This window comes from Pedobacter humicola (assembly GCF_056490705.1).
Window position 1 is genome coordinate 16572 of record NZ_JBWJIG010000011.1, and the last position, 12729, is coordinate 29300.

The window sequence follows — 12729 nt, forward strand, 5'->3', positions numbered from 1 at the left end:
ATTTTTTGTAACCTTTATTAATATTAATTTTTATACTTATCTAAAAGTCCTTTTATCACCTCTTCGGTTAATTCGTTTCCTTGTAATAACGGGAAGCCTTCCCATCGCACGATTCCTTTCGGATCGATCAAAATCGCATGCGGAATGCCTTTAACCTGAAGCGAATCTTTTACGGTACCTTTGGTGTCTATCGCTTCGAAATAATTGATTTTTGGATTGTTAAAAGCTTCAACTTTTTCTGCGGTCTCGTCAGAAACGCCAATAATCACGATCTTATCAGCATATTTTTTCTGAATATCGTTCAATGTAGGAATATATGCCCTGCATGGCCCACACCAGGTTGCCCAAAAATCGATCAATACAAACTTCCCCTTGATATCGGGTTGTTTTGAAATCCATTTTTCGACCACCAGTTCTGGTGCTTTTTCATTCAGGATGGATTTTGCCCACAATTTTTTACCATTGTTTGATTCCTGGGCAAATGCTACAGTACCCATTAGCAGCAAGAGAAACGTTAAACTTCTTTTCATCTATTAAAAATCGAAATTAATTATCGTAACCAAAGCTTTTCAGGTAATTCTTTTTGCTTCTCCAATCAGGGATTACTTTTACGAACATTTCCAGGAAAACCTTACTGTCCAAAAATTTCTCGATTTCTAAACGGGCTTCGGTACCCACCTTCTTCAGCATACTACCCGCAGTACCAATTAAAATGTTCTTTTGCGAATCGCGTTCTACCACAATTTCTGCAGTAATCCGGATCATGGCACCTTTGCCATTTTTCATCTCTTCTTCCTTAAAACTCTTTACAATCACTTCGGTGCTGTAAGGGATTTCTTTCTGATAATTCAGGAAGATTTTTTCGCGGATGATCTCCGAAACAAAGAAACGCTCCGAGCGGTCTGTTAAATCTTCTTTGTCGTAATACGGTGGATGTTCAGGCAACATTTCGAGCATGCGCTCCAATAATCCGTCGACATTGTGTTTATGTAAAGCCGAAATTGCATAAATCGCAACCGGGTTCAACTTATCCTGCCAGTAAGCAATCTTCTCTTCAACCTTTTCCTGCTTTGCCTGGTCAATTTTATTAATGAGTACAATTGTTGGGATATTGCGGTTCAGTATTTTTTCCAGAACGTCTTCCTCATCATGCTCTTCATTGATGTCGGTTACGAACAAAAGTAGGTCGGCATCTGTCAAAGATCCGTTAACAAAGCTCATCATACTCTCTTGTAAACTGTATTTTGGCTTAATTATACCCGGTGTATCAGAGAAAACAATCTGATATTCTTCTTCATTTACGATTCCTAAAATGCGGTGTCTTGTGGTTTGTGCCTTAGGGGTGATAATGCTAAGTCGCTCGCCTACAAGCACATTCATGAGGGTGGATTTACCTACATTTGGTTTACCTATTATACTAACAAAACCTGCTTTATGCGCCATTAAAATATTTTTTAAAAAAAATTTGCAGCACAAAGAAACGAATTATATCTTTGCATTCCAATTCGGAAACAGAGTTAAGGATTTAATTCAAACAAAAAAACGAGTTGTATAGAGTGCGGGGTGGAGTCCCGAAACTTCGGGAGTACGCTCGTTGAGCTCATAACCCGAAGATTAAAATGACAACATAGAGTGCGGGGTGGAGCAGTTGGTAGCTCGTCGGGCTCATAACCCGAAGGTCGCACGTTCGAGTCGTGTCCCCGCTACCAATTCAGTTGGTAGTTCTCAGTTAGCAATTTAATTGCCTACTGAAGATTGAAAATTTGAAACTGAAAAATGGCCCGTTCGTCTAGGGGTGAGGACGCCAGATTTTCATTCTGGAAACAGGGGTTCGATTCCCCTACGGGCTACGAAAAGCCGCTTCTATCCGAAGCGGCTTTTTTTATGTTTGCTATTCGGCAAATCATCCTCCCACACCGGATTAATCCTTTCGATAAATGCATTAAAGCTTACGATTGCAATAAGCTACAGCAAGTAAAGACAGCGGCTAAGAGACGCCTGACTTTCATTCCGGATCACTCCAGAACTACGATTCCACTACAGTTTATAATTTATTTACAAAATTTACATTTTTATTTACAATCCAAACCACTCGACCTCAAAAACATCCAAGTAGATTCGCTGAATCAATTTGAAAGGATATGAAAAATAAAAAAGTTGTGATCTATGCCCTGATCTTACCGCTGGTTGTGGTGAGCGGACTTGTATTTGCTAATCGTGAAATTAAAAATGAAACTGAGCCATTCCCAAAGCCGTTATCTGCTGCTGAAAAAAAAGCCCGCATGGTGAGTGACAAGAAAAAATGGGAGGCTTCACCTGACGGCATAAGGTATAAAGAATGGGAGATTTCTCCTGAAGGCAAAAAAGTACGTGCCAGCCTTGGTAAAATAAGAAAATACATAGAGGCTTTTGCCAATATGGAGGCCGTGGTAACCTCTGTTACTTTTCGGCGCCCAAATGCAAAATCATCAGGACCAAAATGGCTTATAGTCAGGATTAATGGCGAAGAATATATGATGCAATTTATTCCTGTGGATTTTAAACAGTTGAGTAGCCTGAAAGTTAACGACAAAATCATCATAAGAAGCCGCAGTGCAGGGTATTCGCCTAATCATCCATATTTAATTCTATCGGGCGATTATATTGAACTAAATAACAAGATACTTTTTAAACGTGATTTTAGCAAAAGCAACCATTGCTGAGGATTAGCTTCAATAGGCCAGAATTTAATGTGCCAATTAACAGATCGTCTTGCATGTTACCCAAAGACATCCAATTGCCATGAAAGGTCTTAAACAAATGCAAGCCCTGGGTTAGAGCCCCGCTTTACTACAAACTAAAGCGGGATTTTTGTTCTTAAAACTTGTACTATCATCAAGGATAGTCAGGCCTTAATTTTAAATCACTGATAAATTCCCTACCTATTACGTTTTTGTAAAACAAAAAGCTGAAACGTGAGCTACCTAGTATAATTAACATCGGTATAAAAAAGCCAAACCATCCTACGTTGTAAGCAAAAAAGATTGATATAATAGCCGGTATTAAAAGACCGGGCCATGAATATTTATCAGGATAGATAAACTCGAAATCACCAGAAGTGTGGTTGTACAAAATCGAACCCGCTCTTATCTTATTTCTATATCTTTCCGAATATTCTGATCGCGGCAAAATGAAGCAAATTTCTAAAGGATCGTTCTTTATGATGTTATACTTCCGCTTTTTTAAAATGGAAATTATTTCTTCATGACCTCTTAATTCAGCTATTTTGCCGGTTAAGCGGTGCCTCGTTATCGATTCTTCATTAATATCCATAAAACCAATCATCTGTAGCTAACATTAAATATCGATAAATCTTTAGACAATTGAAATGGCTTAACAGAATAAGCAACGGGATTTATATACCGTTGAGAGAGCTACAAAGAGAAACCCGGCGCAAGCACTAACCTGTATATTGAAATTGAAACCAGCAAGCACCAAAAATAATTTTCATCCGCCGATCATAAGAAAAAAAGAAAATTTAATTAGCCAAACCCGCTGTACAAATATAGTACTAGAACACTACTTAAATTATATAACATACTCATTATCAAATCGAAATTTACCGACACAAGTTACCCATGGTTTTAGCGCTAAATGGATCATTAAAAATATTATTAAAAATTTCCTAAATGGTTTTGCAAACATCAAAATAAATGATACCTTTGCACTCCTTCAAACGAAGAATCTTTTGAAGATATAGAGTGCGGGGTGGAGCAGTTGGTAGCTCGTCGGGCTCATAACCCGAAGGTCGCACGTTCGAGTCGTGTCCCCGCTACCAAAAGAGTTGAAAGACACTCTAATATTTAATGGCCCGTTCGTCTAGGGGTGAGGACGCCAGATTTTCATTCTGGAAACAGGGGTTCGATTCCCCTACGGGCTACGAAAAGCCGCTTCTATCTGAAGCGGCTTTTTTTATGCATTTCATTCCGGAAATGGATGTCCGCACCAGTAGCTACCAGACCCGCCTAAAGTTTACAAAACCCCTATTTTATGAGAAGAGAATTAAAGAAATTTTTTTATTAAATTTATATATTAATCGCTCCGCCGTGACCTCATTAAACCGAACACCCGTTATTTTGTCAATCTTATTTTTTTGTGCAGGGAATAATATCGCCCATGCTCAGCTTTGGCGATATTTAAACGATAGTCCTGAAAAGCAGAAAGCGGCAGACAAAGCACTGAAAAAAGAAGCATCCGAGGTAATTACTAAAAAAATGGTAGCTTATGGCGAAACATTGTCATACGATATCATGACCCACACAATAAAAAGCTTTGATGGTGTAGCGGCTAAAATTGACCTGTGGGAAAAGCCATTTAACGGACACGTATTTCATATCGATCTCCCAAATGATCAATTAATTATCCGGGATTTTAGTGGTCTTGTAAGCGTGCATCACCTTAGCCATAATCTGTTGGAAATTATTTATAGTCCCCGTGGCGGCTCTGATGAGGGATATGATAATGTATTACTATTGGGCGTAGATAAAGGTAAATTCTGTATTGTTGCGGAAATGCAATCTGTTTATGAATTTGAAAGGTCGAAAGTATATGGGCTTTATCAGCTCCACCTAAAATTACAAGGCACTAATATTGGCAATTACCAAATGTTTGTAAAAGTACTCGACTTGCTGAGGTCAGAAAATAAAGGTGAAAAAAGCTATGATAAAAGCACCAATTTTGTTTTGAAGTTTGATAAAGCCCGGCGAATCTTTTACACCGATAAGCAAAAACTGGATGCTTATATTGAACTGGAGGGCGTTACACCCAAGAAACTACATGTAAGGGGTTATTATCCGATGATCAACCTTGGCGAGTATCAATATTGCTTCTTCAACAAGATATGGTATTCAGTTTGGAAAGATGTTACAACTGGTAAAGTTTGGATGTCTTCCTACTGCAAGAGGCCTATTTCAGCCTAAAATAGAAGCCCGTGGTACGATGAGTTAAAAGGAATTTTTGAATTTATTTCCGTTTCTCATTGGTACTGCTTCCGCATACTTTCTTTTACTTTTTCCCGATGCTGTTTACCCCAGGCACTAAGCTCGGCGAGTACATCTTTCAATGTTTCACTGTAATCAGTTGCTTCGTAAATAATGCTTACCGGAGTGGTGTGATATACCTGCCGTTTGATAAAATCATTTAACTCCAAATCTTTCAATTCTTTCGCTAATACTTTAGACGATATTCCAGCCACTTCATGTTGAAGTTCATTAAACCGTTTAGACGATTGTACAAGCGAAAGGATCAAAGCCAGCTTCCATTTTCCGTTCAGCACATACAGTGCATCAATTACGTTTCTAAGCGATCCTTCGCAGGCGAGTTTATCTGGTAATGACTGATTTTTAATGACTTTCATAACTACAAAGATAATCACTTACCCCAATGTAAGCGCTTACCTTTAGGTAACGCGTCACTTTTTATCAGCAGCTAACCCTAGTTTTGCCCTTAATCATTAATCAATAAATTTTATGAAACATATCCTTCATTTAAAATCAAGCATACAGGGTGCTATATCATACAGCATTAAATTGGGTGATGCTATTGTTGAAGAAATCCAGCACAAATATCCTTACAGTACGGTCGAAGAACTCAACCTGGTAGATGTTGACATCCCACACCTTAAACCTGAAGTATTGCGGACATTCTTTATTCCAAGCGATCAACTCACTGAAGCAGAAAAAGCGTCTATCAGCCTTTCAGATGCACTGGTTAAACAATTATTATCTGCAGATATCATTGTAATCGGTGCACCGCTGATTAATTTCACCATCCATTCATCATTAAAGGCATGGATTGATCACATTACCAGAGCAGGGATCACATTTGGCTATGGTGAAAATGGTCCTATTGGAATGGTTACCGGTAAAAAAGTTTATGTTGCCATGTCATCGGGCGGTATTTATTCTGAAGGACCAGGGAAAGCCAACGATTTTGTTGCCCCCTATTTAAAGGCATTTCTTGGATTTTTAGGGATGACCGACCTTACCGTATTCCGCGCCGAAGGGTTAAAAGTACCTGGCGTTAAAGATCAGGCTTTCGAAAGGGCTGTTGAAAGTATTACGATTGATTAAATATTTAGTTGAACAGGATAGTTTTATTCCTAAAGCAAAATTCCCTCAGATCGAATGCGCTGAGGGAATTTTATTAAAGCCAGCAGTGCAAACTGAATACGATTACTCTCCGCCTTTGGTAATCACAACACTGGCCACATTTTGCCAGTTCTGGATCACCTGATCGTAAAACGGTTCATCTGCAGAACCACCTTTCCAAATGGAATAAAGCTTTTTATTATCCTTTCCGATATAACTATGGGCGGCAAGCTCCAGAGACTTAGTTTTAATTCCTGTTAATACATTATTAAGGTTGAAGCTGAAAGTGGCTTTGTAATTATCTGCAACACCAATTACCAGATTGGTAACGGCAAGATTTGCTTCAAATGGATAAGAACTACCGACCTGTAAACTATCAACACCACCTGAAGTATTTGTAAACGTGCCTTTAAAATGGAAAGCAAACTCTGAGCGTGGAGACTTCCTGCAGAATAGTTTTACTTTCACATCCTGATATGAACCTGCGGGCAATTGAATCACTCCAGCTAAAGCATCAGAGCTAAAAATGTTCAGGTTTTTACCTACCATGATAGTGGTATCGAGCAGCCCCTGGCGTTGAGCAGCAAGCGAAATCTTTTCTACCCAAACCGTGGCATATGACCAATTGACAGCAACTGAGCTATCTGGTATTACACCTCTCTTCGTGGCAACACTATTACCGCTAGCTTTAGCAAAATAAGAGATCTTGCCGGAACCAGTTAGAGTTTCTTCAGTGGTGCTACTTTTTTTACAGGATATAATTGCTGATGCGATGAGCAATGCACCTAAACCATGTTTGGTACATAAAGAGATACGTTTCATTAAATATTATTGAGGGTTAAATGATTTGATTTAAAGATATAAAGAATTTTTAAATTCAAAATTGATCTTTCCATTTTGATGGGAAGGTTGAGCTAAAGGCCAATATTTCTTAATATGATCTTTCCACTTTTTGTTACAACAAAAGCAGATTTGGTTATGCCGGTCATTTTGTTCTTTCTCAAATTTGCCTCATCAAACAATTGATTTAAAAACAAATATCATGAGAAAGCTATTATTTATTTTAAGCCTTGCAATTTCTGCCCTTAGTTATGGCCAAACACATCAGCCACGAACTTTTCTGTTTGTTCCCGGTGCCTGGGATGGTGGCTGGGACTACGCAAAGGTAGATTCTATTTTAAACGCAAATGGCGATATCGTTTATCGCCCAACACTTACAGGCTTAGGCGAGAGGGTACATTTATCCAATGCAAACATCAACCTGAGCACCTACATCAACGACATTGCAAACGTGATCAGATTTGAAAACCTGCACAATATTATCCTCGTAGGGCACAGTTACGGTGGCATGGTTATTTCGGGTGTAGCAGAACAACTGCCCGATCGTATAAAACAGCTCGTGTATCTCGACGCGATGGTTCCCAACAATGGCGAAAGTGCCAAAGATCTTTGTGGCGAAATATGGGCTCCTATGACAAAAGACAAGATAAAAGACGGCTTGGTACTGTATCCATTTGGCGCAACAAAACTTTCCGCACCTACCGATGTGCCCCAATCTTTAAAAACATTTACTGAACCCTTAAAAATAAGTAACCCAGCAGTAAAAAAGATCCCTACAGTTTTTATTTCGATGACAAAGGATGGCAAAAGCAACCCTGGTACCGATAAAATGGGATTGCTTAGGGCAAAAGAAAGAAACTGGAAAGTTTATACCTTTGAAGGTGGGCATTATTCGATGCGCGAACAGCCTGCTAATCTGGTTAAAAAATTAGAAGAAATCTTACAGGATCAGCATAAATAGCAGAATAATAATATTAAAACAGATTACTGGTACAGCATTTATCGAAATCTGTTCCCGAATAATGATTAACTTAAGTTATGGAAAGCAAAATACTTCATAAGATAAAGACGATTAGCGAATATCATAAAGCGATGGGACTTCCAAAACCAGAACATCCATTGATCAGCGTAATCAATTATGATTCTATAAACTTGCCTTGCAAAGCTCAAATGAGTTTAATGTTCGATTTTTATTCTATCTCACTCGACCGGAATTTTAAAGGCAGGATGAAATATGGGCAACAGCAGGGAGACTTTGATGAAGGTGTTTTGTTTTTTATAGCCCCGGGACAGGTATTTGAAATTGATGTAGATAAAGGAAAAATGATCGATCGCTCAGGCTGGTTATTGCTTGTACATCCCGATTTCTTATGGGCTACATCCCTGGCAAAAACGATCAAACAATATGAGTACTTTAGCTATTCGGCTAATGAAGCTTTGTTTCTATCCGAGAAAGAGGAAACGGCCATTTTGAGCATAATGCAAAATATAGTGCAAGAGTATCAGGCAAATATTGATAAATTCAGTCAACCGGTAATTCTTGCCCAGCTTGAATTGTTATTTACTTATGCCGACAGGTTTTACCAGCGGCAATTCATCAGCCGAAAGATTGCCAATCATAGCATTTTGAACCGACTGGAAGATTTACTGAATACCTATTTCAAAAGCGAGGCTTTGGCAACAGATGGAATCCCCACGGTTCAGCAAATTGCTACATCATTAAATGTATCTCCGGGTTACTTAAGTGGAATGCTCAAAATATTAACAGGACAAAGTACACAACATTATATACACGACAAAGTGATTGAAAATGCCAAAGAAAAATTATCTACAACAAGTTTATCCATAAGCGAAATTGCATACGAATTAGGTTTCGATCATCCCCAATCATTTAGCAGGTTGTTTAAAACGAAAACTAATTTTTCTCCCTTAGCATTCAGGGCAAGTTTTAATTAAAAAGTCAAAACATCACTATCATCACAAAAGGCATCAATTTCAATCTGTTGATGCCTTTTGCATGCATTTCGACAGCTTATACCTATAATTGTACATAAAGTATAGGAATTTGAACATTAAGAAATTCCTTTCTTATTTTGTTTAAGCGATGCAAACACCCCACTCCAATCAACAGCTGCCCATTTATACCATAGAACCTGATGAAATAGCGGGCAATAAAAATTTTCGGGTCTATCATTTCGAGGGTACCTTACCGAGTCAATCTGAACTGCTCATTCCGCATCGGAAAGACCATTACCTGATTGTTTTGATCCGGCAGGCCGACAGCCGTCAGTGGATTGATATGACGCCATATATCTTAAAGAATAATACCATTTACTTTTCTGGTCCAAATCACATCATTGTAAAGGAAGGTTTTACGCAATTGTGGAGCACGGGTATTGCTTTTACTAAAGAATTTCTTTCTCTGCAGGAAAACGCTTCTTTAAGTAAACTACCTATCATTGAGAATCTGTACGATGGGCACGAATTGCTCCTAAACAAAGCTGATCTTAATTTTGCGGAAGACATACTTGTCAAAATCAATACCGAATATCAGCAGCCTGGCGAGTGGCAACAGCGTATGCTTACTGCCTATCTTACTGTGCTGCTTACCTATTTAAGCAGGCTATATACCGAGCAGTTTAAAGAAGCTGAGCATTCAATAGACAGGCTTTTGCTGAAAAATTTTCAGGCTAAAATTAACGAATGTTACCGCGAACTGCGCGAGGTAGGGGATTATGCTTCAATATTAAATATTTCTGCCGGACATTTAAGCGAAGTGGTAAAAATACAGAGCGGTAAACCAGCAATCAAACATATTCATGAACGGCTGGTATTGGAGGCGCAGCGTTTGCTTTTTCACACTCCTCAATATCTAAAGGAAATTGCTTTCGAACTTGGTTTTTCCGATACTTCTTATTTTAACCGGTTTTTTAAGCGCGAAACTGGTTTAACGCCCGCAGCGTATAGAGCCAGTATCCGCAAAATGTACCATTAATACCGTTGGATGTGTTCCGTCCAGATGATACAACCGCTATACTTTTGTACTATGAAAAATATAAATATGAAAACAGCACTGATTACCGGAGCAAATAAAAGCATTGGCTTTGAAACAGCCAGGCAATTATTACAGCAAGGGTATTATGTATTTCTGGGCTGCAGAGATATCACAAAAGGCGAGCAAGCTGTAAATCAATTAAAATCGGAAGGATTGAATGCGGTAGAACCAATAGAAATTGATGTAGACAACTCCAAATCAATTAAAGCCGCGGGAGCATGGCTCTCACAAAAAACAAAAGTGCTTGATGTATTGATCAATAATGCAGGCATCAGTGGCAACATGCCGCAAACAGCATTAGAAACAGACATTAACATATTCAGACAGGTATATGAAACCAACTTTTTTGGCGTAATTGAAGTCACACAAACCTTTATAGATTTATTGAGGCAATCGCCTGAGCCAAGAATTGTGAACGTAACTTCAGGTTTGGGCTCACTTGCCTTACATAACGATCCTACATGGAAATACTTTGGCGTAAAACCGGCGGCTTATGTTTCTTCGAAAGCCGCACTAAATGCCTACACCATTGTATTGGCCAATAACTTACAAGATACTTCGTTTAAGGTAAATGCGGTTGATCCAGGTTATACGGCAACAGATTTTAACCACCATTCGGGCCCCGGAACCATACCAGAAGCCGCAGCAAGAGTGGTAAAAGCCGCTACATTAGGGGCAGACGGGCCAACCGGACAATTCTTTAGTGACGATAATAATCCAGAGACAGGAATTAGTTTGTGGTAATTATTGTATGGGTTTAAGTGACCGTGATTTTAACAGTCGCTTAAACCTGTTTCTTTAAAATTGTCTACCTTGATGCAATTGATCAAAACTGTTTTGGCTTACGCTTTTGCCCAGCCAATAATGCGATTTCATCGATTCTTTTTTGTCTGGTTTCCGTTTTTTTGGCAAGAATGAGCCATTGCAATATGCTTTTTTGAACAGACTTGCTCAAGCTTAAGAAAAACGGCTTCGATCCGCGTTGTGCTTTAAATGCCGTCATTAAATCTTTGGGGATTTTAAATGCTTCCACCTCATCTAAAATGATCCAGGAGCCATTATCTTTTGCCTTTTCTATGCTGTCAAAACCGGCCTGGGTCATTAACCCTTCACTGATTAAACGCTCCACTTTTGCCTTGTTTATTTTCGACCATACACTTTTCGGTTTTCGTTTGCAGAAAAACTGCATAAATGTTTGATCATCTATCGGTCTTGCTGTACTATCAATCCAGCCAAAACAAAGGGCTTCATCAACCGCCTGACTCCATGAAATTGATGGCACATTGGATTTTATTTTATGGTAAACAAGCCAAACGGATTGTTTTGAGGCATGGTTTTCCATTAACCATTCCCTCCAATCCTTTTGGCTTGCCGGACAAAAAATTTCGATCTCTTTTTGTGTATTCATCTGAGGATCAGTTTCCGAACTGTCTTAAGTGATGATCAAAATGTTTCCATTGCATCAGCGCCCATTCTTCTGGCGTTAAGGGACCAAAAAATGCCTGTGGGTGCCTGGTACATTTGGCAGGGCCACCTGCCGAAAATGCTTTGATCTGCTGAATCACCTTTGCCTTTTCAATTTCAAAATCGGGGTTGCCTTTTATGATATAACTTTTATCGGTGGCGCTGTTTTTAGGAAAGGGCACTTCACTAAAAAATTTTGGCTTCAATAATTTACCAAACAGGCGGCCAACAAAACCCAATCTTTCGGGGTTGTGTAATCCCATGGCAGTTTCGAGCGAAGCATTGCAATGTGCAAGCATCTGGTTTACATTCATTTTGCCCCATTGTTTCTCTGCGTCAGGTGTAAGTTTTTCGATCCGGGCTATAATGGCAGTGGTAGCGGAAGGGTTGAATAGATTGTTCATGTTCATTAGTTTTTTCTTTTACCATGCAAAACTAATGCGGCCGAACGACAGCCCTATGTCAGGGGTATAAATGCCCTTAGTGGTTTTTATCAAAATATTCCTGAAGGGTCATTTTATGCGGACTGAATTTCTCTGTAAGCATTTCCAGTTTTTTAATCCGATCTAAACGGAAGAACCTAAATTCGTTCCGCAAACGGCACCAGGCCACGAGTAACCAGTTCTCCTGCGTACTCAAAAGTGCGAAAGGCTCAATTAAACGGTTGCTGGTTTGGTTGGCTTCGTTGATATAATCAATCTTTACTATATAGAAATTGGTGAGGGCAAACTGTAAATCCGAAAGGTTATTGCTGTTCCTTTCGTTGTTGAAATTTTGGGTAAAGCGGGTGCGTTCGGCCAAAAGATTCACATTATCTTTTACCTGATGTCCCAAAACAGCTTTGATTTTATCGATGGCTTCCAGATAATCTTTAATGAAGGAAGCATCCTTATTTTTCAGCACCAGCTGCTCGGCCAGGATCAAAGCATTAGCCTGGCTTTCGGTAAACATTACAGGAGGTATTTTATAACCTTCCATTAAGCGATAGCCTTTTCCCTCCTCTGTAAAAACAGGAACGCCTGCCTGTTCTAAGGCTTTAATGTCCCGATAAATAGTTCTTACGCTAACTGAAAATCTTTTGGCCAGCTCCGGTGCGGTCAAAAGCCGTTTCGTTTGCAATTGGGTTAAAATTGCGGTAAGCCGCGAAAGCCTTTTGGTGTCGTTATCGTTCATTTTTCTTTAAGCCTAACGAAGTTTTCCCTAGTGCAATACCATCGCTGACTTCGTGAGTCAATAATACAC

General features: G+C 39.2%; 14 protein-coding genes and 4 tRNA genes. 11 read left to right on the plus strand and 7 right to left on the minus strand.

What is annotated here, in order from left to right; all coding sequences use genetic code 11:
• Positions 1-23: 23 nt before the first annotated feature.
• The gene (locus AC04Q1_RS16945; RefSeq protein ID WP_478365764.1) at positions 24-530 is read right to left on the minus strand and encodes a TlpA family protein disulfide reductase; all 507 of its coding nucleotides are present in this window, start codon (positions 528-530) and stop codon (positions 24-26) included.
• A 16-nt stretch (positions 531-546) separates the two neighbouring features.
• Positions 547-1443, minus strand: a complete 897-nt coding sequence (gene era, locus AC04Q1_RS16950) for a GTPase Era (protein WP_478365765.1) — start codon at positions 1441-1443, stop codon at positions 547-549.
• Positions 1444-1633: 190 nt separating this feature from the next.
• Between era and AC04Q1_RS16955 the strand changes: the two genes are divergently transcribed.
• The 6 genes from AC04Q1_RS16955 to AC04Q1_RS16980 all read left to right on the plus strand — a co-directional run bounded on the left by AC04Q1_RS16955 (position 1634) and on the right by AC04Q1_RS16980 (position 4958).
• Positions 1634-1709 (plus strand) — tRNA-Met (locus AC04Q1_RS16955).
• Between the two features lie 69 nt (positions 1710-1778).
• Positions 1779-1850, plus strand: a tRNA-Glu gene (locus tag AC04Q1_RS16960).
• 291 nt (positions 1851-2141) lie between these two features.
• On the plus strand, positions 2142-2702 hold the full coding sequence (locus tag AC04Q1_RS16965; RefSeq protein WP_478365766.1) for a hypothetical protein: 561 nt from the start codon (positions 2142-2144) through the stop codon (positions 2700-2702).
• Positions 2703-3741: 1039 nt separating this feature from the next.
• Positions 3742-3817 (plus strand) — tRNA-Met (locus AC04Q1_RS16970).
• 30 nt (positions 3818-3847) lie between these two features.
• Positions 3848-3919, plus strand: a tRNA-Glu gene (locus AC04Q1_RS16975).
• Positions 3920-4115: 196 nt separating this feature from the next.
• Complete coding sequence (locus tag AC04Q1_RS16980; protein WP_478365767.1) at positions 4116-4958, plus strand: hypothetical protein; 843 nt, start codon at positions 4116-4118, stop codon at positions 4956-4958.
• Positions 4959-5014: 56 nt separating this feature from the next.
• On the opposite strand, the gene AC04Q1_RS16985 is transcribed toward AC04Q1_RS16980, so the two are convergent.
• Positions 5015-5395 carry a winged helix-turn-helix transcriptional regulator gene (locus AC04Q1_RS16985; RefSeq protein WP_478365768.1) on the minus strand — a complete coding sequence of 127 codons (381 nt, stop codon included), beginning with the start codon at positions 5393-5395 and terminating at the stop codon, positions 5015-5017.
• A gap of 112 nt (positions 5396-5507) precedes the next feature.
• Here AC04Q1_RS16985 and AC04Q1_RS16990 point away from each other — a divergent pair, with 112 nt between their 5' ends.
• On the plus strand, positions 5508-6110 hold the full coding sequence (locus tag AC04Q1_RS16990) for an FMN-dependent NADH-azoreductase (RefSeq protein ID WP_478365769.1): 603 nt from the start codon (positions 5508-5510) through the stop codon (positions 6108-6110).
• 102 nt (positions 6111-6212) lie between these two features.
• Here the strand turns inward: AC04Q1_RS16990 and AC04Q1_RS16995 are convergent, their stop codons facing one another.
• The gene (locus tag AC04Q1_RS16995; RefSeq protein ID WP_478365770.1) at positions 6213-6950 is read right to left on the minus strand and encodes a hypothetical protein; all 738 of its coding nucleotides are present in this window, start codon (positions 6948-6950) and stop codon (positions 6213-6215) included.
• Positions 6951-7170: 220 nt separating this feature from the next.
• Here AC04Q1_RS16995 and AC04Q1_RS17000 point away from each other — a divergent pair, with 220 nt between their 5' ends.
• The 4 genes from AC04Q1_RS17000 (at position 7171) to AC04Q1_RS17015 (ending at position 10767) form a co-directional block, all read left to right on the plus strand.
• The gene (locus tag AC04Q1_RS17000; protein WP_478365771.1) at positions 7171-7929 is read left to right on the plus strand and encodes an alpha/beta fold hydrolase; all 759 of its coding nucleotides are present in this window, start codon (positions 7171-7173) and stop codon (positions 7927-7929) included.
• Between the two features lie 77 nt (positions 7930-8006).
• Complete coding sequence (locus AC04Q1_RS17005) at positions 8007-8924, plus strand: helix-turn-helix domain-containing protein (RefSeq protein WP_478365772.1); 918 nt, start codon at positions 8007-8009, stop codon at positions 8922-8924.
• Positions 8925-9072: 148 nt separating this feature from the next.
• On the plus strand, positions 9073-9963 hold the full coding sequence (locus AC04Q1_RS17010) for a helix-turn-helix domain-containing protein (RefSeq protein WP_478365773.1): 891 nt from the start codon (positions 9073-9075) through the stop codon (positions 9961-9963).
• Positions 9964-10014: 51 nt separating this feature from the next.
• Positions 10015-10767, plus strand: coding sequence for an SDR family oxidoreductase (locus AC04Q1_RS17015; RefSeq protein WP_478365774.1), 753 nt, complete (start codon positions 10015-10017; stop codon positions 10765-10767).
• Between the two features lie 82 nt (positions 10768-10849).
• Here AC04Q1_RS17015 and AC04Q1_RS17020 read toward each other — a convergent pair whose 3' ends face one another.
• The 3 genes from AC04Q1_RS17020 to AC04Q1_RS17030 all read right to left on the minus strand — a co-directional run bounded on the left by AC04Q1_RS17020 (position 10850) and on the right by AC04Q1_RS17030 (position 12660).
• On the minus strand, positions 10850-11431 hold the full coding sequence (locus AC04Q1_RS17020) for a YdeI/OmpD-associated family protein (protein ID WP_478365775.1): 582 nt from the start codon (positions 11429-11431) through the stop codon (positions 10850-10852).
• Between the two features lie 7 nt (positions 11432-11438).
• Entirely contained in the window at positions 11439-11891 is a 453-nt protein-coding gene (locus AC04Q1_RS17025) for a DUF1569 domain-containing protein (RefSeq protein ID WP_478365776.1), read from the minus strand.
• Between the two features lie 76 nt (positions 11892-11967).
• Positions 11968-12660 carry a helix-turn-helix transcriptional regulator gene (locus AC04Q1_RS17030; RefSeq protein ID WP_478365777.1) on the minus strand — a complete coding sequence of 231 codons (693 nt, stop codon included), beginning with the start codon at positions 12658-12660 and terminating at the stop codon, positions 11968-11970.
• Between the last annotated feature and the right edge of the window lie 69 nt (positions 12661-12729).

What these genes read in the sequence shown, in the direction of transcription:
- AC04Q1_RS16945 (WP_478365764.1), bottom strand. Translation starts at nt 530, where the DNA reads ATGAAAAGAAGTTTAACGTTTCTCTTGCTGCTAATGGGTACTGTAGCA.
- era (WP_478365765.1), bottom strand. Translation starts at nt 1,443, where the DNA reads ATGGCGCATAAAGCAGGTTTTGTTAGTATAATAGGTAAACCAAATGTA.
- AC04Q1_RS16965 (WP_478365766.1), top strand. Translation starts at nt 2,142, where the DNA reads ATGAAAAATAAAAAAGTTGTGATCTATGCCCTGATCTTACCGCTGGTT.
- AC04Q1_RS16985 (WP_478365768.1), bottom strand. Translation starts at nt 5,395, where the DNA reads ATGAAAGTCATTAAAAATCAGTCATTACCAGATAAACTCGCCTGCGAA.
- AC04Q1_RS16990 (WP_478365769.1), top strand. Translation starts at nt 5,508, where the DNA reads ATGAAACATATCCTTCATTTAAAATCAAGCATACAGGGTGCTATATCA.
- AC04Q1_RS16995 (WP_478365770.1), bottom strand. Translation starts at nt 6,950, where the DNA reads ATGAAACGTATCTCTTTATGTACCAAACATGGTTTAGGTGCATTGCTC.
- AC04Q1_RS17000 (WP_478365771.1), top strand. Translation starts at nt 7,171, where the DNA reads ATGAGAAAGCTATTATTTATTTTAAGCCTTGCAATTTCTGCCCTTAGT.
- AC04Q1_RS17005 (WP_478365772.1), top strand. Translation starts at nt 8,007, where the DNA reads ATGGAAAGCAAAATACTTCATAAGATAAAGACGATTAGCGAATATCAT.
- AC04Q1_RS17010 (WP_478365773.1), top strand. Translation starts at nt 9,073, where the DNA reads ATGCAAACACCCCACTCCAATCAACAGCTGCCCATTTATACCATAGAA.
- AC04Q1_RS17015 (WP_478365774.1), top strand. Translation starts at nt 10,015, where the DNA reads ATGAAAAATATAAATATGAAAACAGCACTGATTACCGGAGCAAATAAA.
- AC04Q1_RS17020 (WP_478365775.1), bottom strand. Translation starts at nt 11,431, where the DNA reads ATGAATACACAAAAAGAGATCGAAATTTTTTGTCCGGCAAGCCAAAAG.
- AC04Q1_RS17025 (WP_478365776.1), bottom strand. Translation starts at nt 11,891, where the DNA reads ATGAACAATCTATTCAACCCTTCCGCTACCACTGCCATTATAGCCCGG.
- AC04Q1_RS17030 (WP_478365777.1), bottom strand. Translation starts at nt 12,660, where the DNA reads ATGAACGATAACGACACCAAAAGGCTTTCGCGGCTTACCGCAATTTTA.